Origin of the sequence: Comamonas testosteroni TK102 (genome assembly GCF_000739375.1) — a bacterium.
Taxonomy (GTDB): domain Bacteria; phylum Pseudomonadota; class Gammaproteobacteria; order Burkholderiales; family Burkholderiaceae_C; genus Comamonas; species Comamonas brasiliensis.
The window spans coordinates 1,010,682-1,034,257 of sequence record NZ_CP006704.1 but is presented as its reverse complement, the minus strand read 5'-3'; the positions used below and the strand labels follow the sequence as shown (position 1 = coordinate 1,034,257).

15 protein-coding genes, 1 tRNA gene and 1 pseudogene are annotated in these 23,576 nt (G+C 62.9%); 15 read left to right on the top strand and 2 right to left on the bottom strand.

Annotated features, from left to right (window positions below; translation table 11 throughout):
• Positions 1-100 precede the first annotated feature (100 nt).
• Both O987_RS04640 and O987_RS04635 read left to right on the top strand, forming a co-directional pair.
• Positions 101-745 carry an L-threonylcarbamoyladenylate synthase gene (locus tag O987_RS04640; protein WP_003058308.1) on the top strand — a complete coding sequence of 215 codons (645 nt, stop codon included), beginning with the start codon at positions 101-103 and terminating at the stop codon, positions 743-745.
• Between the two features lie 10 nt (positions 746-755).
• Positions 756-1,079, top strand: coding sequence for a hypothetical protein (locus O987_RS04635; protein WP_003058311.1), 324 nt, complete (start codon positions 756-758; stop codon positions 1,077-1,079).
• A gap of 1 nt (position 1,080) precedes the next feature.
• Here the strand turns inward: O987_RS04635 and O987_RS04630 are convergent, their stop codons facing one another.
• Positions 1,081-2,337: a methyl-accepting chemotaxis protein gene (locus O987_RS04630; protein ID WP_003058313.1), complete on the bottom strand. Its 1,257-nt coding sequence runs from the start codon at positions 2,335-2,337 to the stop codon at positions 1,081-1,083.
• 225 nt (positions 2,338-2,562) lie between these two features.
• On the opposite strand from O987_RS04630, the gene O987_RS04625 reads away from it, so the two are divergent.
• From O987_RS04625 to O987_RS04605, 5 genes and pseudogenes are all read left to right on the top strand, one after another.
• Positions 2,563-3,231, top strand: coding sequence for a site-2 protease family protein (locus tag O987_RS04625; RefSeq protein WP_003058314.1), 669 nt, complete (start codon positions 2,563-2,565; stop codon positions 3,229-3,231).
• Positions 3,232-3,273: 42 nt separating this feature from the next.
• Positions 3,274-4,575 (top strand): tryptophan--tRNA ligase, encoded by a 1,302-nt coding sequence (locus O987_RS04620; RefSeq protein WP_043370986.1) that lies wholly within the window; start codon positions 3,274-3,276, stop codon positions 4,573-4,575.
• A gap of 79 nt (positions 4,576-4,654) precedes the next feature.
• Positions 4,655-5,365 carry a response regulator transcription factor gene (locus O987_RS04615; protein ID WP_003058316.1) on the top strand — a complete coding sequence of 237 codons (711 nt, stop codon included), beginning with the start codon at positions 4,655-4,657 and terminating at the stop codon, positions 5,363-5,365.
• A 74-nt stretch (positions 5,366-5,439) separates the two neighbouring features.
• Positions 5,440-7,147 (top strand): annotated as a pseudogene (locus O987_RS04610) (FecR family protein).
• Positions 7,148-7,263: 116 nt separating this feature from the next.
• A complete protein-coding gene (locus O987_RS04605) occupies positions 7,264-9,612 on the top strand; it encodes a CHASE2 domain-containing protein (protein ID WP_043370985.1) in 2,349 nt (782 codons plus the stop codon).
• Between the two features lie 82 nt (positions 9,613-9,694).
• Here the strand turns inward: O987_RS04605 and O987_RS04600 are convergent.
• A tRNA-Arg gene (locus O987_RS04600) sits at positions 9,695-9,771 on the bottom strand.
• Between the two features lie 1,252 nt (positions 9,772-11,023).
• On the opposite strand from O987_RS04600, the gene O987_RS04595 reads away from it, so the two are divergent.
• The 8 genes from O987_RS04595 to O987_RS04560 all read left to right on the top strand — a co-directional run bounded on the left by O987_RS04595 (position 11,024) and on the right by O987_RS04560 (position 22,727).
• Positions 11,024-11,341 carry a hypothetical protein gene (locus tag O987_RS04595; protein ID WP_043370984.1) on the top strand — a complete coding sequence of 106 codons (318 nt, stop codon included), beginning with the start codon at positions 11,024-11,026 and terminating at the stop codon, positions 11,339-11,341.
• Positions 11,342-11,411: 70 nt separating this feature from the next.
• Positions 11,412-12,545 carry an efflux RND transporter periplasmic adaptor subunit gene (locus O987_RS04590; protein WP_043370982.1) on the top strand — a complete coding sequence of 378 codons (1,134 nt, stop codon included), beginning with the start codon at positions 11,412-11,414 and terminating at the stop codon, positions 12,543-12,545.
• Entirely contained in the window at positions 12,538-15,714 is a 3,177-nt protein-coding gene (locus O987_RS04585) for an efflux RND transporter permease subunit (protein ID WP_043370980.1), read from the top strand. Before O987_RS04590 ends, O987_RS04585 begins: the two co-directional genes overlap by 8 nt.
• Positions 15,715-15,731: 17 nt before the next feature.
• Entirely contained in the window at positions 15,732-17,126 is a 1,395-nt protein-coding gene (locus O987_RS04580; protein ID WP_043370979.1) for a TolC family protein, read from the top strand.
• Between the two features lie 28 nt (positions 17,127-17,154).
• Entirely contained in the window at positions 17,155-19,941 is a 2,787-nt protein-coding gene (gene mgtA, locus O987_RS04575; protein WP_043370978.1) for a magnesium-translocating P-type ATPase, read from the top strand.
• Between the two features lie 201 nt (positions 19,942-20,142).
• Complete coding sequence (locus tag O987_RS04570) at positions 20,143-20,871, top strand: MgtC/SapB family protein (RefSeq protein WP_029158589.1); 729 nt, start codon at positions 20,143-20,145, stop codon at positions 20,869-20,871.
• A 144-nt stretch (positions 20,872-21,015) separates the two neighbouring features.
• Positions 21,016-22,089, top strand: coding sequence for a sensor histidine kinase (locus O987_RS04565; RefSeq protein ID WP_043370977.1), 1,074 nt, complete (start codon positions 21,016-21,018; stop codon positions 22,087-22,089).
• The gene (locus O987_RS04560; RefSeq protein ID WP_003058337.1) at positions 22,086-22,727 is read left to right on the top strand and encodes a response regulator transcription factor; all 642 of its coding nucleotides are present in this window, start codon (positions 22,086-22,088) and stop codon (positions 22,725-22,727) included. The genes O987_RS04565 and O987_RS04560 overlap by 4 nt, the downstream gene beginning before the upstream one ends.
• Positions 22,728-23,576: the final 849 nt, after the last annotated feature.

Here is a 23,576-nt window from a genome sequence, read left to right as displayed (position 1 = left end):
CGACTTACGCAAAACGGGTTCAGGCCGTGCGACTGCCTCAAAAGGCGGGCCATTGTTGCATTCTTGTTTGCGTAAGTCCTAAAGAACAGGGAGAAGCCGCATGACCACCGTTTTTGAAGTCTATCCAGAGAACCCGCAGCCGCGCATCATCAAGCAGGCGGCGGAGATGCTGCGCAAGGGCGCCATTCTTGCCGTTCCCACCGACTCCAGCTATGCCCTGGTCTGCCACCTGGACGACAAGAACGCTGTGGATCGCATGCGCCGCATCCGGCAGATCAACGACAAGCACCACCTGACGCTGCTGTGCCGCGATCTGTCCGAGCTGGCCAACTATGCCCGCGTGGACAACCGCCAGTACCGCTTGCTCAAGCTGGCCACACCAGGCCCCTACACCTTTATTCTTGAAGCCAGCAAGGAAGTGCCCAAGCGCCTGAGCCACCCCTCGCGCAAGACCATTGGCCTGCGCGTGCCGGATCGCAAGGGCCTGCAACTGCTGCTGGAAGAACTGGGCGAGCCCTTGCTGGCCACCACCTTGATCGCGCCCGGCGAGACCGAGCCGCTCAATGATGCCGATTCAATCCTGGAGCGCTTTCCCCATGAGCTGGATGCCGTGGTCGACTCCGGCGCCTGCCCGCAGCAGCCCACCACGGTGCTGGACCTCACGCCCATGGCCTTGAACAATTCGCCTGTCGTGGTGCGCCAGGGCATGGGCAGCCTGAAGGACATCGGCCTGCAACCCGAATAAGCGCGGCCTCATGCAGGAAAAACAGCCGCCGCAAGACTTTGTTCAGCGCCACTGGCCCTGGCTCATCGGCTTTTTGTGCGCCTACTCGGTGCTGGTGGCGGTGCTGTTCTGGCAGGCGTCTCAGTCATGGCTGATCTATGCCCTCGCCACCCTCTGGACGGCGTGGGCGATCAGGGCCTATGGCAAATGCCAATCATTTCATGTCTCTCCGGGCCTGTCGGCACAGGCGGGCGACTCCATGCTGCGCCGCAGAGTCCTGCTGGGGGCGTCCATCTGCCTGCACTGCGGCTTTACAGCCATGGCCGTCTACGGGCGTCTGCGCGAGCTGTCCTGAATCAGAACTCTTCGTAGGCCAGCTCCGGTGCGCGAGCTGGCTGAGCCTGAGCGGTCGCAGCCCGGCGCGGCGCCGGCATGGCGGCAGGCGCCAGGCCCGGAGCCTCATCATCATCGAGCTTGAAGGCACCCACGGCCTGCTGCAGATCCTGCGTGCGCGCATTGAGCGCCGCTGCGGCCTGCGTCGCCTGCATGACCAGGGCTGCATTCTCCTGATTGGTGCTGTCCATATGGGCCACGGCCGTATTCACATGGGCAATGCCCTCGCTTTGCTGCTGCAGCGCGCCCGATATCTCACTCAGCAAGCCGGTGACCTGGCCCACGGACTGCATGATCTCCTTCATGGTGCTGCCGGCCTGGCCCACCAGACCCGAGCCGCTCTCGACCTGGGTCACGCTGGCCGTGATCAGCTCCTTGATCTGCTTGGCCGCCTCGGCACTGCGCTGCGCCAGCGAGCGCACCTCGCTGGCCACCACGGCGAAGCCGCGTCCCTGCTCGCCGGCACGCGCCGCTTCCACGGCCGCGTTGAGCGCCAGGATATTGGTCTGGAAGGCAATGCCTTCGATCACCTGAATGATGTCCACAATCTTGCGCGAGCTGCTGCTGATGGCGTCCATGGTGTGAACCACCTGATCCACCACATCACCACCGCGCCCGGCCGTGGCCGAAGCCGTGACGGCCAGGGAACTGGCCGAATGGGCACGCTCGGCATTCTGGCGCACGGTGACGGTGAGCTGCTCCATGCTGGCAGCAGTTTCGGTCAGCGCGCTGACCTGCTGCTCGGTACGGCTGGAGAGATTGATGTTGCCTGCATCAATCTCGTAGGCCGACACGGCCAGCGAGTCGGTCGACTGCTTGATACGGCCCACCAGTTCGGTCAGCGTGTCTTCCATGGTGCTCAGCGCCGTCAGCAAACGTCCGAACTCGCCTTCGGCATTGGAAGAGAACTCCTTGCTCAGGTCCCCTGCCGCCACGGTCTCGGCAATCAGGATCGCCTCCTGCAGGGGCGCGACGATGCGTCGGCGCAGGCTGACCCAGGACCAGGCGCAGGAAATGCAGACCCAGGCCCCCAGTGCCAGCAGCCACCAGCGCGAACGCTCCACCTCGGCCATCAGACTCTCAGACTGCTGCGCCGTCAGCGAGCCCGCCTTGAGCACCTCCAGCACATCGGACATTGCTGACCAGGCAATTCCCATCAAAGCCAGCACAAAAACACTGATGCTGACAAATGCGATCACCAGTCGCTTGCTTACCGTCATATCGATCCCCTTGCCCTGTCCTGCCGAACGCCGTGTTATGTGTTGATGTCGCCAAACCGAACCAACCTGTTCCTGCGAGCAGGCCATGTCCGGGAATTTGCGCGAGTTGCATTTTGCTACATCTGGTTTACCACACAACTATGTGCAACCCGTATTTCTGCAAGCACACACGGCTTGTCCCGGCACAACATGGCAGCTTGACGCGGCGTCTGAGACAATCAGCGCGTGGAACCCACTGAACTCATACAAACCGTACTGATCTACGCACTGCCCGTGCTGTTCGCCATCACCATTCATGAGGCGGCGCACGGCTATGCTGCGCGTCACTTTGGCGACAACACCGCAGCCATGATGGGGCGCATCACGCTCAACCCCATCAAGCATATCGACCCCATCGGCACCATCCTGATGCCGCTGCTGCTGTATTTCGCGACTTCGGGCGCGTTTCTTTTCGGCTACGCCAAGCCCGTGCCCGTGCGCTTCGACCATCTGCGCCACCCCAAGCGCGACATGATCTGGGTCGCGCTGGCCGGCCCGGCCTCCAATTTCGTGCAGGCCGTGTTCTGGGGCCTGCTGCTGATCGTGCTGGTAGGCACAGGTCTGCAGGAGCGCTTTTTCCTGGAGATGTGCCGTGCCGGCATCCTGGTCAATCTGGTGATGTGGGCCTTCAATCTGTTTCCGCTGCCACCTCTGGACGGCGGCCGCATCCTGGTCGGCCTGCTGCCCTGGAAGCAGGCGCAGGTGCTGGCGCGCATCGAGCCCTATGGCTTTTTCATCGTCATGGCATTGGTGATCGCCGGCGTGGTCGGCAGCTTCTGGCTGCGCCCGCTGATGAGCCTGGGCTACTCGGCCATCGATCTGATCCTCTACCCCTTCATGGCCTTGCTGCGCTGAACCCAGCGCCTGGTCTGCTACTGATATCTGTTGTTGATCCCTATGAGCACCACCCGTTTTCTGACCGGCATCACCCCCAGCGGTACCCCGCATCTGGGCAACTACGCAGGCATGATGCGCCCGGCCATCGAGGCCAGCCGCGACAAGAATGTGGAGAACTTCTACTTTCTGGCCGACTACCACGCCCTCATCAAGTGCCAGGACCCCGAGCGCGTGCAGCGCTCGACCATCGAGATTGCCGCCAGCTGGCTGGCCGCGGGCCTGGACCCCGAGCATGTGACCTTCTACCGCCAGTCGGACATCCCCGAGATTCCGGAACTGACCTGGTTCCTGACCTGCGTGACCGGCAAGGGGCTGCTCAACCGCGCCCATGCCTACAAGGCGGCGGTGGACAAGAACAATGCATCCGGCACCGAACCTGACGACGGCGTGACCGCCGGTCTCTTCATGTACCCCGTGCTCATGGGTGCCGACATCCTGATCTTCAACGCCAGCAAGGTTCCTGTGGGCCGCGACCAGGTCCAGCATCTGGAGATGGCGCGCGATATGGCGTCCAGCTTCAACCACATCTACGGCAGTGAGTACTTCACCCTGCCCGAAGCCGTGGTGGAGGAATCCGTCGCCACCCTGCCCGGCCTTGACGGCCGCAAGATGAGCAAGAGCTACAACAACACGATTCCGCTGTTCGCACCACGCGAGCAGCTGAGGAAGCTCATCAACAGCATCACCACAGACTCGCGTGCTCCCGGCGAAGCCAAGGAAGTCGAGGGCTCGGCCCTGTTCCAGATCTACCAGGGCTTTGCCAGCGAAGAGGAAAGTGCCGCACTGCGCCAGCAATATGCCGAAGGCATTGCCTGGGGCGATGCCAAGCAGATCCTGTTCGAGCGCATCGACCGCGAAATCGCCCCCATGCGCGAGCGCTACGAATACCTGATTGCCCATCCCGCCGAGCTGGAAGAGATTCTTCAGGCCGGCGCGGTCAAGGCCCGCAAGCTGGCGACTCCTTTGCTGCAGCAGCTGCGCGCCGCCGTGGGCATCCGCAATCTGGCGCAGGCCAGCAAGGCCAAGGCCAAGGTTGCCAAGACGGCGCTGCCCCAGTTCAAGCAGTATCGCGAGACGGACGGCCAGTTCTACTTCAAGCTGGTGGCTGCTGACGGCCAGTTGCTGCTGCAAAGCCTTGGCTTTGCAGCGCCCAAGGAAGCGGGCCAGAGCATTGCCCAGCTGCAGCGCGAAGGCGCAACGGCTCTGGCCGGCCTCAAGCCGCGCCTGCAGACGCTGGCCGACGTCAGCGACGACCAGGTGATCCAGGCTCTGGAACAACTGCGTGAGGCCGCCGAGCAATAGCTCCTCACCCCCTATGGGACGCTGCCTGCGCATTCAACAGGCAGCGCGGATTTAATCCTTCGCACTAAAGGAACGACCGATGCGCATTGCGGCCCTGGATGACGATCCACTACAACTGGAACTGTTGCAACAAGTCGCGACGGAAGCCGGGCACAGCTGTCACTCTTACCTCAAGGGGGCGGCCCTTCAGCAGGCCCTGCGGCGTGAGAGCTTCGATCTGCTGCTTGTCGACTGGGAACTGCCCGATAGCAGCGGGCCGGACATCGTGCGCTGGGTGCGCGAGCAGATCAGCAAGGAAGTGCCGATCATCTTCGTGACCCACCGCAGCGAAGAGGCCGACATTGTCGAAGGCCTGGCCAGCGGTGCCGATGACTTCATGATCAAGCCCATCCGCGCGGGCGAGCTGCGCGCACGCATCTCCGCACTGCTGCGCCGCGCCTATCCGCTGACGGCACAAAGCGTGCTGGACTTCGGCCCCTACCGGTTTCTCACCACCACCAACGGCATTGAGATGCAAGGCAAGCCCGTGGAGGTCACGCACCGTGAATACACGCTGGCGCTGACGCTGTTCCAGAACCAGGGCCGATTGCTCTCGCGCGATCATCTGCGCGAAGTCGTCTGGGGCCATAACGCCGAGGTGCAGTCGCGCTCGCTGGACACCCATGTCTCGCGCCTGCGCAATCTGCTGAATCTGCGCGCTGGCCAGCCCTATGCCATCTCGGCCGTTTATGGCTATGGTTACCGCCTGGATGCCCCCGAAACCGCGGAGCCCGCAACCCCGGCTGCTTGAGTTTGAGCAGCCCCTATACCCCTGACCCTCAAATGCCTGCTTTACGCCCCGCCCTCCGCTCCACCCGCACCCCTTTGCCCATGCTGGGCGCCGGCATGCTCTGGGTGGTGTTCGGGGGGATGACGGCGACAGGTGTCGCCCACGCCCAGATCACGCCACGCGCCAGCGATGCCATAGCCCACCGCGTGGTGAGCGGAGATACGCTGGAGGTGCTGGCGGCCCGCTATCTGGGCGACCACAAGCGCTGGACGGCGCTGCAAAGCCATAACAAGGTGCTGGACCCGCTGCGCCTGCGCCCCGGCTCGGTGCTGGAAATTCCCACCCGCCTGCTGCGCGCGGCAATGGCCTCCGTGGAATTTGTGCAGGGCGATGTGCAAAGCACCCGCTCGCTCGACCATCTCGCCGACTCGGCCAAAGTTCCGACCCAGCCCGTGCAAAAAGGCCAGCTGCTGCAGGAAGGCGATTCGCTCCAGGTTCCCGCCAACGCCTTTGTCTCCGTGCGCCTGGCCGATGGCTCACTGGTGCGCGTGCAGTCGGAGTCCGATGTCGAGCTGCGCCAGATGCGCCGCAAAGGCCGTGCCGGCAGCCTGCAGTCCGTCATCGATCTGCGCGAGGGCGCTATCGAAGCCAACGTGCCCAGGCAAGCCAATGGCGAGCGCCGCTTCGAAGTGCGCACCCAGGCAGCCTCGACCAGCGTGCGCGGCACCCGGTTTCTGGTGTGGAGCGATGGGCAGGGCCGCACGGCTGCTGCCGTCGACGAAGGCTCGGTCGCCGTGCATACGGGCCAGCCCTCGGCCCTGCTCAAGCCCGGTCAAGGCCTGTCCGTGTCCGCCGACGGCCAGCTCGGCAAGCCAACGGCCATGCTGGCAGCTCCCGATATCGCGGCCTGGCCCGCCTTGGTCGAAGACGCCAGCTGGGTCAGCCTGCCCCTGCCCGCCATGGCGGGTGCCGTGCGCTATCAGGTGCTGCTGGCCCAGGACAAGGATCTGACGCAAATCGTGCGCGGCGGCCTGTTCACCCAGTCACCGGCCCGCCTGACGGGCGTGGAGGACGGCAGCTATATTGCCGCCATTCGTGCCATCGATGCCAATGGCATTCCCGGCAAACCCAGCCTGCAGGCGCTGCGCGTGAAGGCCCATCCGGTGCCTCCGCTCTACGAGTCGCCTGCCCCCGACGCCACCGTCGGACAGGGCCAGCACGGCCTGAAGTGCACCCAGGTGACCGAAGCCTCGGCCTACCGTATCCAGGTCGTCGCGGCGAACGGCAGCTTTGCCCAGCCCCTCATCGATGCCGGCGAGCTCAAGGACTGCGCCCTGCCCGCCGAGGCGCTGGCCAGGCTGCCTGTCGGCGAATACCTGTGGCGCGCGGGCAGCATCCGCACGCTGGGCAACGGCCAGCCGGATGCGGGCCCCTTCGCCGCCCCGCAAAAGATGAAGCTGGCCCTGCCCCCCCAATCGCCCGAACTGCAGATCGGCGGCGCACCCGGCGAGGGCAGCAGCCATATTCACTGGACAGGCGAAGAGGGCCAGCGCTACCGCATCGTGGTGGCCAGCGACGCCGGTTTTGCCGCGCCCCTGGTCGATACCTGGGTGACCCAGCCGCAGTGGAACACGCAGGAGCTCCCCCCCCGGCACCTACTATCTGCAGATGCAGGTCGAGGATGCCAACGGCCTGCGCAGCAACCTCTCTGCCGCGCGTCAGTTCCAGACCGGCAACTGGGTGACCACCTCCGAAGGACAGACACTGACTTCCGGCGATGGCCTGCGTCTGATGCGCCAGTAAAAACAATAGCTGCCAGCGCTTGTACTTCATGATATTCCAAAGGATTCATTCCTCAAATTCATATCTGCCAAGTGCTAGCAGCTATGGTTTGATGAGCATCAACCCGGACCATCTACATGGTTGAAGCTCCCAGCCCGCGCAAAAGCCGCTTGCAGAATCTGCGCCTGAGCTGGCTGCTGCTCAGCGCCTTCCTGCTCGGCCTGACCTGGTGGCTCAGCGGCCCGGGCCAGCTACCGCGCATCAACGGCATTCTTCAGGACACCTCGGTCTGGCTGCACCAGCGTCCGGCCTCGCCCGAGGTCGTCATTGTGGCCATCGACGATGACAGCATCGCCAGCATAGGCCGCTGGCCCTGGCGCCGCGCACTGCATGCGGCCTTGCTGGATCGCATCGAGCAGGGCAAGCCTCGCGCCATCGGCATGGATGTGGTCTTCAGCGAGGAAGACCTGGACTACCCCGGCGACGATCTGCTGCTGCAGCAAGCACTGAAAAAAAGCGGCAATGTGGTGCTGCCCGTCACACGCGCCGCGCAGAACGGCGCCACCGCTCCGCTCAAGGGTCTTGCCAGCGAAGCTGCCGCACTGGGCCACACGCAGATGCCGATGGATGCCGACGGGGTTGTTCGGCGCTTTTACGCACAGGAAGGCACGCCCACCCAGCCCTGGTGGCATATGGCACTGAGCCTGCACTGCGTGGGCCAGAACGCCGGGCCCTGCCCGCCACCAGCCCAGTCGCCAGCCGGCCCGGCGCCCGCCGACTCCTGGCAAAAGCTGCAGCCGCGCTTCATCGCCTTTGCCCGGGCCTCGCAGGACCGCCAGAAAAGCCTGGGTTCGCCGTTCACCACCTACTCCTATATCGACGTCCTGCGCGGCGACATTCCGGCGGCCGCCTTTCGCGGCAAATATGTGCTGATCGGGGCAACCGCTGCCGGTCTCGGCGAAAAATTCACCGCCCCCATCGGCCTGGATGCACGCCTGATCTCCAATGTGGAAATGCTGGGCCATGTGCTCAACGGCATCCTGCAGGGCGCACATCTGGAACCCGCATCTTCCGCACTCAACCGCAGCCTCAATCTGCTGCCCGTGCTGCTGGGCCTGCTGGCCCTGGCCTGGTTCGGACCCTCCGGCGGGCTGATTTCCAGCATCCTGCTGGCCTTGCTCAGTCTGCTGATTGCCGGCCTGGCACCGCGTTGGGGCCATATCCAGACCGAGCCTGCGGCAGCGCTGCTGAGTCTGGCGCTGGCCTATCCGCTGTGGAGCTGGCTGCGCCTGCGCGCAGCGACACGCTTTCTGGCGCTGGAGCTGCGCGATCTGCAGGACCAGGGGCTGCCGACTGCCAGCCGCAGCGCTCTCAAGGGGGATGCCTTGGATCAGCGCATCTCGGCCGTGGAGCAGGCCTCGCGCCAGCTGCGCTCCCTGCATCACTTCGTGAGCGAAAGCCTGCGCCAGCTGCCATCCGCCACCTTTGTCTGCGGCCGCAACGGACTGGTACTGCTGGCCAATACCGCAGCCCACCGCTATATCGAAAGCCTGGGCCTGAGCCTGCAGCAGGGCGACGACCTGGTCAACCTGCTGGCCGAACTGCACCATGCCGCCAGCGACGAGGAACACGGCAACACCCCGTTGCTGACGCGCAGCGCCATGCAAAATGCAACGCTGCCTCGCCAAAGCGAGGGACGCGACTCCCAGGGACGCCATCTGATGCTGCTGAGCCAGACCTTCGAGGCACCGCCCACCTCGGGCTGGCTCATCACCCTGGTCGATATCAGCGACCTGCGCAGTGCACAGGCCCAGCGCGACCAGGCCATGCAGTTCATCTCGCACGATATCCGCGCGCCCATCGGCTCCATCATCACCTTGCTGGAGATGCAGCGCACTGGCAAGCGCATCGAATCGGAAGATGCGCTGTTTGCCCGCATCGAGGGCTATGCCCAGTCGTCCCTGCAACTGGCGGACGATTTTGTGCATCTGGCCAGAGCCCAGCGGCAGCAATACCGCAGCGAGGTCCTGGACCTGGGCCTTCTGGCAGATCAGGCCGTCTCGGATTGCTGGGCCCAGGCCCAGCAGCAGAACATGCAGCTGGCGTTCGAACTGCCGGATGCCGAAGCCTGCGTGCATGGCGACCCCGGCCTGCTGCACCGCGCCGTGATCAACCTGCTGACCAATGCCATCAAGTACGGCAAGCCGCAGGATGCGGATGCCGGCGCGGTGGTGGACATCCGCATCGTCGAGCAAGATGGCCACTGGGGCATTGCCGTGCGCGATCACGGCCCCGGCATGGATGAGGAATCGCTGGCCAGACTCAGCCAGCCCTTCGAGCGTCTGCAGCAGCACCAGCGCATGGATGGCGTGGGCCTGGGACTGGCCTTCACGCGCACCGTGGCACAGCGCCATGGCGGCCGTCTGCAGATCAGCAGCCAGCCGGGCCAGGGCAGTTGCTTCACCTTGCTGATCCCCAAAGTCTGAAGCGCCCCAGCACCGCGCAGGAAACCTGAGGGTAAAAACGAAAAAACCTCAGAACTTTGCAGTTCTGAGGTTTGACGTTTTGTGGTGCGGCTGGCAGGAATCGAACCCACGACCCCTTGGTTCGTAGCCAAGTACTCTATCCAGCTGAGCTACAGCCGCAACAGGGTTGTATTGTAGCAGCGCAAAAACCGCTGCCCGGGCAAATCTGGCAACTTTTTCGCACCCGGCAAAGAAAAAGCCTGTCATTGATGAAGACGGCAGGCTTTCATGCAGTCTGGCAGGGTGTGGCGGGCTTGAAACGACGATCAAGGGACGATGAGTCTCAACTATACGGACAGGGCAGCGCCGTCCCGGCAGCGGAATGCAAGTCGACCACTTGGCAACCACAGGCCTGCTCTGCGTCCGCAGCAGTCTGCAATGCTGTTGACGACCAGTTGGCACCATCTCTCGCTCTCCGACAGCCGGCCGTGTAGGCAAGCCACGCTCCTCCCGTCATGGGCAGGAGCCCTTGCCTGGATGAGTCGGTGAGTAGCTTCAAGTGCCTATTTGCAGATTTGCGTCTGGACATGGATCGATATGGCCGCTGCTGCTGTGCGTTCTGTGCCAGTGGCAGTGGTGCTGCCGGTTATCAATGCGCCTGCCCAGCCTTGCGTTGTGCGCCGCCCGGTTGTGCAGGAATGCGACGGCTTCGTGCATCTTCCCGCTGCAATGCATGGCGCGAAGGGCAATGCGCGCACGGAGTGTGTGGCGACTGCCAGTCGCTCAAGACCATCCGGATGAACAACCGGCACAACCTATGGAAGCCTCACAGGCGTAAACACTCGGCACGACATCACCCTCGTGCACTTGCGCGCATCCTTGCTGACGTGAACCGTCGGCTTGGTTGAGCGGCTCATGCGCCTGCGGCGCACCGGCTTCGGTATTTGCGGTGGATGGACAGTGGCGCCATATGCGCCGTCGCAGGCTGGTGCCGTGCTGCTGCGGCTTTTGGGGGAGCCCGGCCCGATGCAAATCAAGGCCGCGCGCCAGTCAGCCCCTTGGCGCTGCCCTGGAACTCACCGGCAAAGTTGTCGCCATTCAGCGCCGTTGCCTTGGCAAGCCGTCTGTCGCAGCCGCATCTATACCAAGGTATAGCCGCTCCTTCCCAAAAGCGGCTAGACGCTGCTACGGGGAATCCAGAGAATCACCCCCATCGCTCAAGCAATCGCTTCTCAGCACTGCTTGACGTCTATCCATCCCACGGAGAAACGTCTATGGAACCCGACCCTCATAGGTGCTTGTGCACCGCCCTTTTCCCGACCCACGCATGGCAAAAGCACTGCCATGTCCCACCCGTTCGGCTGCCGCTCGAGAACCTCTGATTCCTTTGTGACTAGGGGCTCTCGCTCGCCGCATTGACAGTGAGCCCCCCATGACCCGTCAACCACTCAACATCGCACTGCGCGCCGCCCTGATGTCGCGCAATGTGCACCAAGTCCGCGACCTACTGGCAACCCATGGTCTGCCTTCTTTCGCCAAGGCCTTGGCACTTTGCTCTCCTCGCGTTGCCGCCGATGCCCTGAGCCTGCTGCCTCAAGACAAGCGCAATGCCGTGCTGCGCCATCTGCCGCGCCACCTGTGCGACAGCTTGTTGCCGCTGGGAATCGCTGTTGCCACGCCCTATCCGCCCCGCCGCATACGCTGGGACCTGCTGGCCTGGGGTGATACCGCAGCGCACATCCAAGCCTGACTCTGCAGGGCCGATTCCCCCTCGACGTGAAGCCGGCTCTTGCCGCCTTCTTCTCCCGCAAGGAGCTCCCATGACTTTCCGTATGGCCGCCATGCCGCGACCTGGCACCGCCCTGCTCCTGTGCAGCTTGCTCAGCGCCTGCGATCTCAATACAGCCTCTACCGACTCCCGGCCTGCAGAAGTGCCCGCACTGCGCCGCCAGGGAAATATCCTCGAAGTTCCCCCGAACTCTCCTCTGCTGAGCAAGCTGCAGGTGGAGGTCGTGGGCTTGGCCGATCTATCCACACCGGTGACTGCCCCAGCCAGTATCGAAGCCGCGCCGGAGAAACTGGTGAAGCTGGCACCTCCGTTGCCCGGACGTCTGGTGCAGATCCACCGCGTACTTGGCGATACCGTGCACCTGGGCGATCCGCTGTTCGCCATGGACTCGGCCGATATGGCCAATGTACGCGCCGACCAAGCAAAGGCCCAGGCCGCAATGATTCATGCCCAGCGCGAAGCCGATCGTCAAAAGCTGCTGCTGGAAGCCGATATTGCTCCACGCAAGGACTACGAAGCCGCCGAGCTAGAACTGGCCAGAGCGCGAGCTGATATGGCAGCCGTCACGGCCCATCTGGCACAGATGGGCGCTCCCGCCAAGGGCAGTGGCCGTGGCAACTATGTGCTGCGCTCACCGATCAATGGTCGCGTCGTAGAAATGAACGGAGCACAAGGCGGCTACTGGAACGACATCAACGAATCCGTGATGACCGTGGCGGATCTGTCCACCGTCTGGCTCAGCGCCAGCGTGGCCGAGCGTGACCTGGCCAGCATCAGCGTGGGACAGAACGCGCACATCATTCTCAATGCCTACCCGAACCAGCCCCTGCAGGGCAAGGTGCGCTATGTGGGCGAGCTGCTGGATCTCGAAACCCGCACTGTGAAAGTGCGCGTGGCCGTCGACAACCAGGATGGGCGCCTGCTCCCCGGCATGTTTGCCCAGGTGCGTTTTGACGGTCCGGCTCGCCAGGCAACTGTGGTGCCCGTCTCGGCCCTGCTGCAAAGCAGCGTGGGCACCCGGGTATTTGTCGAGCAGTCTGCCGGCCACTTCGTGCAGCGTGATGTGCAAGTGGGCTCCCAGCAGGACCAGCAGGTAGAAATCAGCGCAGGTCTGAAGCCGGGCGAGCGCGTGGTCGTCAACGGAGGAGTGCTCTTCCATGATTGAGCGTTTTGTCTCCCTGTGCTTTCAGCGGCGCAACCTGGTCTGGCTGGTATTCGCCTTCGCCGCACTGTATGGTGCATTCAGCTGGAAGCAACTGCCCATCGAGGCCTATCCCGACATCGCCGATACCACTTCCCAGATCGTGGTCCAGGTGCCAGGGCTGGCGGCCGAGGAAATCGAACAACAGATCACCGTGCCACTGGAGCGCGCCTTGCTGGCCACGCCGGGCATGCATGTGCTGCGCTCGCGCAGCCTGTTTGCGCTGTCGCTGATCACCGTGGTGTTTGAGGACGGCGTGGACGGCTACTGGGCGCGCCAACGCCTGCAGGAACGCATCAACGAGGTCAACCTGCCCTATGAGGCCAAGGCTGAGCTGGACCCTTACAGCTCGCCGACCGGCGAGGTCTACCGCTACACACTGGAAAGCCCTGTCCGCAGTCTTCGCGAGCTGTCCGAGCTGCAGAGCTGGACCGTGATTCCCCGGCTCAAAAAAGCGGCAGGCGTAGCGGATGTGACCAATTTCGGCGGCCTGACCACGCAGTACATGCTGGAGCTGGCCCCTCAGCGCCTGCTGCAATACGGCGTGACGCTTGCCGAGGTGGTGGAGGCCATCAATGCCAACAATGCCAGCGGTGGCGGCAGCGTGCTGGACCGCGGTGAAGTTTCCTATGTGATTCGCGGTGTCGGTCTGCTGCGTTCGCTGGAGGACATGGGCCAGGTGGTGGTCAAGGCCAGCAAGGACGGCGTGCCGGTGCTGGTCAAGGACCTGGGCCGTTTGATCTATGGGGAAGTGGAGCGCCGCGGCGTGCTGGGCAAGGACGATGACAGCGATGCCGTCAGCGGCATTGTGCTGCTGCTCAAGGACACCAACCCTTCTCAGGCACTACAAGGCATCCATGCCGCCGTCGATGAACTCAATGGCCGTCTGCTGCCTGCCGATGTCAAGGTTGTTCCCTATCTGGACCGTTCCACACTGATCGATCGCACCATAGACACCGTCGGCCACACGCTGATAGAAGGCCTGGTGGTCGTCACCTTGGTGCTGCTGCTATTCCTGGGCAGCCCACGCGCCGCAATGATCGTGGCACTGACCATTCCCATGTCGCTGCTGCTGGCCTTTGTCTTCATGCACCACGCCCGCATCCCCGCCAATCTGCTGTCGCTGGGTGCCATCGACTTCGGCATTTTGGTGGACGGGGCCGTCGTGGTCGTCGAAGGGATGCTGCGCCTGCGTGAGCAGCGCGCCGGTCGGCCACTGTCACCACGCGATGCGATCACGGCCACCTTGCAAGTAGCCCGCCCCATTTTCTTCGGCATGTGCGTAATCGCCACAGCCTATCTGCCACTGTTCGCTTTTGAGCGCATCGAATACAAGCTGTTCGCACCGATGGCCAGTGCCGTGTCTGCAGCGCTGGCCGGTGCGCTGGCCGTGGCCCTGTTGCTGACACCGGCACTGGCCTGGCTGGCTTTCCGCCATCCGCGCAAGATCTTCCACAACCCGGTGCTGCACAGAATGGAAACACGTTACGGACGGTTTCTGCAACGCGCCGTAGGTCAGGGTCGCTGGTGGGCGGTCACCTTGAGCGTGGCCCTGTTGACGCTGCTGGGCCTCGGAGCAACCATCGGCCGTGACTTTCTGCCCTATCTGGACGAAGGCTCCATCTGGCTGCAGGTGCAATTGCCCCCCGGCATCACACTGAGCAAGGCCCAGCATATGGCGGACGAGCTGCGCAGCGCAGCACGCGAGTTCCCCGAGGTGTCCTATGTGGTCACCCAGACCGGGCGCAATGACGACGGCACCGACTACTGGACTCCTTCTCACATCGAGGCCAGCGTAGGCCTGCACCCCTACAAGAGCTGGAAATCCGGCTGGACCAAGCAGGAGCTGATCAGCCATATGGAAGCACGCTTTGCCCGCATGCCGGGCTACAGCGTAGGCTTTATGCAGCCCATGATCGACGGCGTGCAGGACAAGCTCTCAGGCGCCCATAGCGACTTGACACTCAAGGTCTTCGGCGACGACCTGGACCATGACCGCCGCGTGGCCGATCAACTGGTAGCGCTGCTCAAGACCGTGCCAGGTGCCGCCGATGTGGCCGTGGACATCGAGCCGCCGCTGCCCAATCTGCGCATAGAGCTGGACCGTGCTGCTGCCGCCCGCCTGGGCGTCAACGCCGCCGACGTCGCCCAGCTGATCTCCACCGGCATCGGCGGCGCCAGCATTGGCGATCTGTACGTGGGCGAGAAAAGCTACGACATCGCCGTGCGCTTCACACCGGCGGCCAGGGGCAGCGTTGACGCCATCTCCCAGCTTCGCCTGAGCTCCTCCAACGGTGCCCGGGTGCCACTGGCCGATGTGGCACGCATCTCCACCACCCAGGGCCAGAGCGTGATCGTGCGCGAAGGCGGTGAACGCCACATTCTGGTCAAGCTCAACGTCCGCGGCCGCGACCTGGCCAGCTTTCTGGACGAGGCACATGCCACCATCGACCGAGAAATCCAGTTAGACCCGCAACACATCCGCCTGGAATGGGGTGGCCAGTTCGAAAACCTGCAGCGCGCCGAGGCTCGAATGGCGCTGATCCTGCCTTTGACGCTGAGCCTGATGCTGGTGCTGCTGTTTGGTGCTTTCGGCAATCTGCGCCAGCCGCTGATGGTGCTTGCCACAGTGCCTCTGGCCATGATTGGCGGTCTGGCCGGTCTGCACCTGCGCGGCATGACGCTGAATGTCTCCAGTGCCGTGGGCTTCATCGCCCTGTTCGGTGTGGCCGTGCTCTCGGGTGTGCTGCTGGTGTCGCAGATCAACCGATTGCGCCGGGAAGCAGGCCTGGCGCTGCGCGAGGCCGTGATCGAGGGCGCAGTCAACCGCATGCGTCCGGTGCTGATGACGGCAGCCGTGGCCGCCTTTGGCCTGATGCCGGCCATGCTCGCGACCGATCTGGGCAGCGATGTGCAGCGCCCGCTGGCCACGGTGGTGGTCTACGGCCTGACCAGTGCCACCGCGCTGACCCTGCTACTGCTGCCCTCGATCTACTACGCGGTCGAAGCGTGGACGGAGCGCCGGGCACAGCGCCGCGCTGCCGGCGCTGCGAACCAAGGCGACATCGACTGGGACCTGCTGGACACACAAGCCTCTGCAGACCACCCCGAGCAACCCCACACCGGACATTGAAGCCAGCGAGGTCTCCCATGCGTTTTGTCTACATCCACGCCCCACTGACCCAGGCGCTCCGACTGTCCCTGGGCAGCCTTGGCCTGGCCTGCACCATGGCCACACTGGCCGGGCCATCGACGCTCGCCGCGAGCGAACCGGCAACGCCCCCAGCACCGGTCAGTGCCCAGCCTCCACAGTCCGTGCACTTTGCCGACTACCTGCAGGCCGTGGAATCCCACAGCCTGGAACTCAAAGCCCAGAAAACCACCATCACTGCCGCCGAGGCCCAGATTGGCATAGCCGGCTTGCGTCCCGATCCCGAGTTGTCCCTTGAATGGGAACGCGAGCGCATACACACCGGTGAGCCCCGCCCCACAACCTTTACGCCCACCCTGAGCTGGGAAATGGAGACTGGTGGCAAGCGCAATGCCCGCATTCGCGCGGCCAAAAGCCAGGCTCAACTGACACAGGCCGAGCTTGAAGGATTTCGCAACACGCTGTTCAGCAATGCTGCCACCGCCTTCGCTGAGGCCTGTCGCAGCCGCGAGGTGCTCAAGCGCAAGGAGCAGACACTGAAGGCTCTCAGCGATGTGGTGCAAGCCAACGAAGTGCGCCGCAAGGCGGGTGATGTGGGTGGCGTGGAGTTGCTGCAATCTCGTGTTGAACGCAACCAGTTCGCGGCCGACGTGACCTCGGCCCGCGCCGATGTCGAGGCGGCCATGCTGGCGCTGTCAGTCCCGCTGGGTGGCCGTCTGGCCGAGGCGTTGGGAGCTGCTCAGGAAGAAGTACGCCTGTTTTGCGATTTCACACCTTTCTCACAGGGCGATGACCTGCAAAGCCTGCTGCCAAAGGCCTTGCGCGCCCGCGATGCCATACGCATCGCCGAAGCCACGCTGGCCAACGCCCGTGACAAGGTCGATCTGGCCCAGGCAGAGCGCTGGGTCAATCCCACGGTGTCGGTGGGCGTAGCGCGCACGCCCGGTCATCCGGCCGGGCTAGGCAGCGATGGAGATCCTTATGACGCAGCCGTGCGCTCGCGCATGTTCAAGGTTGGGATCAGCGTGCCGCTGCCGCTCTCGCGACTGAACAAGGGGGCCTTGATCCAGGCCGAAGCCGAGGTGACCCAGGCCATGCTGGAGCTGGACCATGCCCGCTACAAGACCGAGGCCGAGGTACGCGCCGCACAGCTGCGCTTCATGTCTGCCCGCGAGAACGTGCAGCGCTACCGCAACGGCGTGCTGGCCGATGCACAGAAAGTGCTGGAGGGCATGCGCCTCTCCTATCGCCAGGGCGCGGCCTCGCTGCTGGAGCTGTTATCGGCGCAGTACTCGGCCGATGAAGCCTATCAAAACTATCTGCAGGCCCAAGCGGACCTGGCGACCGCCACGGTCGAGTTGCAGCTGAGCGTGGGACAAAAGCCCGCTCTGTGAGGTATTGAAACCAGCCAAGGAACGAATTTTGAATTTCTTCACATTCTGGTTCGGTCATTTCCTGCGCCGGCGCCACAACCTGAGACTGTTCCGCCGCAGCGCGCTGCCGGGCCTCGAGCGCGGACCTGGCGGCAAGCCCGTCGCCCGGAGCCCCGTGCCTGAGCAACTGACCCGAGCCCTGTGGCGTGCGGCCTGCGATGACATTCCAGGCGCCTTGGTGCGCTTGCAGTCCAGCGAAGCCGGGCTCAGCGACGGCCAAGCGGCAGAGCGCCTGCAACGCATCGGACCCAACGAGGTCGATCACGAAAAACCACTGCCCTGGTGGCAGCACCTGTGGCAGTGCTACCGCAACCCCTTCAATGTGTTGCTGACCTTGCTGGCCATCGTGTCCTGGGCCACCGAAGACATCCAGGCCACCGTCATCATTGCTGCCATGGTGCTGCTGTCCACCATCATCCGTTTTGTGCAAGAAGGCCGCTCCCAGCGCAGCGCCGAGCAGCTCAAGGCCATGGTGAGCAGCACCGCCACGGTGATTCGCCGTGACCTGAGACCTCAGGGCAGCGAAGCGCTCCGGCGCAGCACTGATGACCCCATCAATGCCTGCTGCCGCCCTGTCCGACGCGAAGTCCCCATGCGCGAGCTGGTACCCGGCGACCATATCTGGCTGTCCGCCGGCGACATGGTGCCCGCCGACTGCCGCGTGCTGACGGCCAAGGACCTGTTTGTGGCCCAGGCGGCAATGACGGGTGAATCCCTGCCGGTGGAGAAGTTCACCGGTCGCAAGCACCTCTCCAACGGCATTCTGGAGCAATCCAATCTGCTGTTCATGGGCACCAACGTGGTCTCTGGCGTGGCCACGGCCGTGGTAGTGGCCACCGGCAACCAGACCTATTTCGGACAGGTGGCCCACCGTGCCGTTGCCGCCGGCCGCGCCCCCACCGCCTTCCAGGCCGGGGTCAACAGCGTCTCTTGGCTGCTGATCCGCTTTGCCCTGGTCATGGCTCCGCTGGTACTGCTGCTCAACGGCTTCACCAAGGGCGACTGGATGGAGGCATTTCTGTTTGCACTGTCAGTAGCCGTGGGCCTGACACCGGAGATGCTGCCCATGATCGTCACCTCCACCCTGGCCAAGGGAGCGGTTGTGCTGTCACGGCAAAAAGTCATCGTCAAGCAACTCGATGCCATCCAGAATTTCGGTGCCATGGATGTTCTGTGTACCGACAAGACGGGCACGCTGACGCAGGACCGCATCGCACTGGAACGCCACACCGACGTGTTCGGCAACGAGTCACGCGAGACGCTGCAGCTGGCCTGGCTCAACAGCTACCACCAGACCGGGCTGAAGAACCTGCTGGACCGCGCCGTCGTCGAACACATGGACCAGAACCCTGCCTCCAGACCTGCAAAAAACTGGCAGAAGATCGATGAAATACCCTTCGATTTCGACCGCCGGCGCATGTCGGTGCTGCTGCATCCCGACAACGACCTCAGCAGTACGCTGCTGGTGTGCAAAGGCGCTATAGAGGAAATGCTGGCCGTTTGTACCGGGGTGCGCAACGGCGATGCCACGGTGCCGCTGGACAGCGCCATGCTGGCGCGCGTGCGCGCAGTGACCGAAGGGCTGAACAAACAGGGCTTGCGCGCGGTGGCAGTAGCCAGCCGCCATCTGCCCGTCAGCCCGCTGTCCAGCCGCAACTACGGCGTGGCTGACGAAGCCGGGCTCACCCTGGTGGGCTATATCGCCTTTCTCGATCCCCCCAAGGAGTCCACCGCACCAGCCTTGAAGGCCCTGGCCGAACATGGCGTCGAAGTCAAGGTGCTCACCGGTGACAACGAGCTGGTCGCCGCGCGGGTCTGCGAACAGGTAGGTCTGCATGTGGGGCAGCCCGTCACTGGGCCACAGCTGGAGCGCATGAGCGACTCTGCGCTAGCTGCCACCCTCCAAAAGCATCACCTGTTCGCTCGTCTCACCCCGTTGCACAAGGAGCGCATTGTCCTTGCGCTACGCGCCCAGGGCCGGGTAGTGGGCTTCATGGGCGACGGCATCAACGATGCTCCTGCGCTGCGCGCTGCGGACATAGGCATCAGCGTGGACAGCGCTGTGGACATCGCCAAGGAAGCTGCCGACATCATCCTGCTGGAAAAAAGCCTGATGGTACTGGAGCAAGGTGTGATCGAAGGTCGCCGTACCTTCTGCAATATGCTGAAGTACATCCGCATGACGGCCAGCTCCAATTTCGGCAACGTGTTCTCGGTGTTGGTGGCCTCGGTGTTCCTGCCATTCTTGCCCATGCTGCCGCTGCAGCTTTTGCTGCAAAACCTGCTGTACGACATCTCGCAGATCGCCATTCCTTTTGACAAGGTGGACCCCGAGCTGGTGCACCAGCCTCTGCGCTGGAATCCTCAGGACATAGGGCGCTTCATGCTGTGCTTTGGACCGCTGAGCTCGCTGTTCGACATTCTGTGTTTTGGCACGATGTGGTGGATCTTCCAGGCCAACACGCCTGAGCACCAAACACTGTTCCAGTCTGGGTGGTTCGTGGTCGGCTTGCTGACCCAGACTCTGATCGTGCACATGATCCGCACTCCCCGCATTCCCTTTGTCGAAAGCCGTGCCGCCTGGCCGCTGCTGCTGACCACTGCCGCCATCATGGCCATCGGAGTGTTCATTCCCATGGGGCCTGTGGCCGGCTACTTCAAGATGGAGGCACTGCCACCGCTGTACTGGCCTTTTCTGGTGGCCATCTTGCTGGGTTACGCTGCGCTGACCACCGTGGTCAAACGCCACTACATCCACAGATTTGGCTGGCAGTAAGCCAGGTCCCGGAGCGCTGACGGCGAGAGCTCAGGACCTGAGCATGCACAGGCCCTGAACTCATGGATGGTGCAGCGCGATGGCCACACCACGGTCTTTCTGCACTCTCTGCTGCTGACGTGCCATAGTTGGGTAGTGATCGATGTGATCGTCTGCCACACACTGGCACCACGCTTGGCCTCGACCTCCTCCAGGATTTTCATGAACCACTGGCCCGCCTTCGATATTTCCGCCACGCTCGGCACACTTGCTAGCCTGGTCATCGCCTTCAGCCTGGGCGCACTGATTGGCTTTGAGCGCCAGATCCGCCAGCGCACGGCCGGTCTGCGCACCAACACGCTGGTGGCTGTGGGTGCGGCGGTGTTTGTCGATCTGGCAGTGCGTTTCCACGACCTGTATGGAGGCTCCCCCAGCCCCATGCAGGTCATTGCCTATGTGGTCTCCGGCATTGGCTTTCTGGGCGCAGGCGCCATCATGAAAGAAGGTGCCAATGTCTCAGGTCTGAACACGGCAGCCACGCTGTGGGGCTCGGCCGCCGTGGGCTGCTGCGCGGGAGCCAAGTTGCTGCCTGAAGCCATTTTGGCCGCGTTGTTCGTCCTGGCAGCCAACACCTTGCTGCGTCCCGTGGTCAATCGCATCAACCGCCAACCCATACAGGAGGAATTGAGCGAAGCCACCTACGCGGTCTATGTGATATGCCGCCACACCCAGCAGCCCGAGATCCGCGAGAAATTGCTGCAGTGGCTGGACCAGGCCAGCTACCCGGTACGAGACATAGAGCAGCATGCCTTTGGCCAAGGCGATACCGAAATCGAGGCCACGCTCTATGCCACAGCAGTCGAAGGCGACGAGCTCGACAAGATCATGGCCCGGCTGGAAGCCGAGGATGGGGTGCTGCAAGCCTTCTGGAATGCCAGGGCGGAGGATTGACCTTCAGCCCTACTCACTGGCTGAGCTGGCTGCATTTTTACGCTCCCCCCTTAACCGATGCGATGGCGCAAACAAGCGCTGCCGACCACTCATCTACCATATAGGTATCCCGGCCATTTTTGCCTTGTCACATTGACTGTCTTGATGATGTCGCAACTGCCCCAATCCCTGTCGCTGCGTCGCAGCCTGATCGCCTTGGTGCTGGGAATGGTCATGACAGCCATTTTTGTGGCCGACACCATGACGGAATATGCGGTAGCCGCAGCCGTTTTCTACACCGCCGTCATCCTGATGGCCGTGCGCTGGTTCACTCCACGTACCGTGGTGGTGCTGACAGTGCTGTGCATTGTGCTGACCGTAGTCAGCTTTGTTCTCACACCCACGGGGATGTACCGGGTGGGACTGGTCAACTCCGGGATCAGCGTTCTCGCCATTGCCATCACCGCCTACCTGGGACTGAAGATGGTGGCAGCCCAGGCCGCAGCCCATGCGGCCCAGACCCGGTTGCTGCACATTGCGCGGACCACCAGCCTGGGGGAACTGACGGCCTCCATTGCGCATGAAGTCAACCAGCCGCTGGCGGCCATTGTCACGAGCAGCCAGGCCGGCCAACGCTGGCTGGGCCAACAGCCTCCCCAGCTGGAGAAGGCCAACCAAGCACTGCTGCGAATTCAGGCCGACGCCGAGCGCGCCAGCAATGTCATCACCCGTATCCGCGGCTTGGCGGGTGGCGAAGCCCCACAGCGACAGCGCTTTGTGCTGGAAGATGCGGTATGCGAAATGGCGCAGCTGTCGCAGGGCGTGCTGGAAAAACGCGGCATTGGATTGCGCTGGGAATTTGCCCCCAACCTGCCCGAGGCATGGGCCGACCGCATACAGATTCAGCAGGTGGTGGGCAATCTGCTGCTCAACGCCATCGAGGCCATAACGGCCGAACACCGGCAAGCTGAAATCACCATCACTGCACGCCGCCTGGACGAGCAACAGCTGCAGTTGACGGTCACCGACTGTGGCAGCGGTCTGTCGCCCGCCGTCCAGGCTCATTTATTCGATGCCTTCTGGACCACCAAATCAGATGGCATGGGACTGGGGCTTACCATCAGCCGCAATATGATCGAGGCCCATGGGGGCCGCATCTGGGCAGAACCTCGAGACGATGGTCTGCCTGGCACGCAGTTTCATATCAGCCTGCCCGCAACAACGGGCTCCCGACCATGAGCAGCATCCCCTCTACCCCTAAACCCACCGCCATGGTCTATGTAGTGGACGACGACAGCTCGGTACGCACCGCCATTGAAGATCTGCTCGCCTCCGTCGGGTTGGACGTCCTGGGTTTTAGCTCTACCGCCGAGTTCATCGCACACTGGCACCGCATCCCTCAGGAGCGCCCCGCATGCTTGGTCCTGGACATCCGCATGCCGGGCCAAAGCGGCTTGGAATTTCAGCGACAGATGCAAGACCTTGGCATAGGGCTGCCGGTGATCTTTGTCACCGGTCATGGCGACATCCCCATGAGCGTGCAAGCCATGAAGAGCGGTGCCATCGAGTTTCTGACCAAGCCATTCCGTGAGCAGGAGCTGCTGGATGCGATACATCAGGGAATTGCGCTGGGACGCTGCCGCCAAGCCCAAACCCTGAGCAGGCAATCGCTGCAGGCGCAATGGGACAGTCTTACCGCCGGTGAGCAGGATGTCGTGCGCAGAGTAACCGCCGGGCTGCTGAACAAGCAAGTCGCTGCCGAATTGGGCGTGAGCGAGATCACCATCAAAGTGCGCCGCGCCCAGGCGATGCGCAAGCTACAGGTCAGGACCCTGGCAGAGCTGGTTCGGGTGGTTGATAGATTGGCTCTCCCATGAACCGCCTTCGGTGCCCGCAGGCGGTTTGCAGGTTCAGCGACCACCTGGGTGCAGGACAAACGAATTGCTCGCTTGCTGCGGCACATCAAACCCGAGCAGGTTTTGGAACAAATCAACTCTGCAGGCAAGCTCTGCTGCGTTCGCAAGCTCTGGGAGAGCCTCATTTTCAAATCAGGCAGCAAGCGATTTCGTGGAAATAACTGAACGCCACCAGCGCTGCGCCAGCAAGGCAGGGACCTCTGACAGCGTCAATGAATCTGCCCGCTCCCTCTCTCACTGCCCCTGCAAACCGATGCGGTTCCAGCTCATGGACTACCTGCCTAGGGGCAGTCCATGTCTGAACGAATTGGCTTGACTACAGATATTCAACTGTCAAAAGACGAAGCTGATGCTTGGTCCCTTTCTCAGCGGCCGCCAATGATCGTATTTCGGTCACGCTTGTCCTGACTATGTTTGGGGTGTCAGGCAAAGACTTGCTTGCAGGTTTGGTGCAACTGATCAACGGCCCTGCGCCAAGGCTGGAGGCTTGACAGTGCGGGGCCACCACAATCGAGCCGACCAATTTGATGGTTCCAGTGGCTGCTTGTGTCACAGAAGGAACACACATTTGAAGCGCAACAGCAAGTACTGATAGACAGATTTTCATAGCTACTCCACTTTCAGGAAACGTTTGAAGAAAAGTCTCTTCACATTTGTTAACGACACAAAAAACACCAACTTGAGTTTTATGTGCGCTTCTGTGCTAACAAATTCACCACGACACTCCTGCCGTGTGTATTCCGTGATGTTCCTGGGCGCCCACCGATACCGCACTATTCAGGTTCTGAATGGCTGTTGCGTTCGTTGTGC

What these genes read in the sequence shown, in the direction of transcription:
- O987_RS04640 (WP_003058308.1), top strand. Translation starts at nt 101, where the DNA reads ATGACCACCGTTTTTGAAGTCTATCCAGAGAACCCGCAGCCGCGCATC.
- O987_RS04635 (WP_003058311.1), top strand. Translation starts at nt 756, where the DNA reads ATGCAGGAAAAACAGCCGCCGCAAGACTTTGTTCAGCGCCACTGGCCC.
- O987_RS04630 (WP_003058313.1), bottom strand. Translation starts at nt 2,337, where the DNA reads ATGACGGTAAGCAAGCGACTGGTGATCGCATTTGTCAGCATCAGTGTT.
- O987_RS04620 (WP_043370986.1), top strand. Translation starts at nt 3,274, where the DNA reads ATGAGCACCACCCGTTTTCTGACCGGCATCACCCCCAGCGGTACCCCG.
- O987_RS04615 (WP_003058316.1), top strand. Translation starts at nt 4,655, where the DNA reads ATGCGCATTGCGGCCCTGGATGACGATCCACTACAACTGGAACTGTTG.
- O987_RS04605 (WP_043370985.1), top strand. Translation starts at nt 7,264, where the DNA reads ATGGTTGAAGCTCCCAGCCCGCGCAAAAGCCGCTTGCAGAATCTGCGC.
- O987_RS04595 (WP_043370984.1), top strand. Translation starts at nt 11,024, where the DNA reads ATGACCCGTCAACCACTCAACATCGCACTGCGCGCCGCCCTGATGTCG.
- O987_RS04590 (WP_043370982.1), top strand. Translation starts at nt 11,412, where the DNA reads ATGACTTTCCGTATGGCCGCCATGCCGCGACCTGGCACCGCCCTGCTC.
- O987_RS04585 (WP_043370980.1), top strand. Translation starts at nt 12,538, where the DNA reads ATGATTGAGCGTTTTGTCTCCCTGTGCTTTCAGCGGCGCAACCTGGTC.
- O987_RS04580 (WP_043370979.1), top strand. Translation starts at nt 15,732, where the DNA reads ATGCGTTTTGTCTACATCCACGCCCCACTGACCCAGGCGCTCCGACTG.
- O987_RS04570 (WP_029158589.1), top strand. Translation starts at nt 20,143, where the DNA reads ATGAACCACTGGCCCGCCTTCGATATTTCCGCCACGCTCGGCACACTT.
- O987_RS04565 (WP_043370977.1), top strand. Translation starts at nt 21,016, where the DNA reads ATGATGTCGCAACTGCCCCAATCCCTGTCGCTGCGTCGCAGCCTGATC.
- O987_RS04560 (WP_003058337.1), top strand. Translation starts at nt 22,086, where the DNA reads ATGAGCAGCATCCCCTCTACCCCTAAACCCACCGCCATGGTCTATGTA.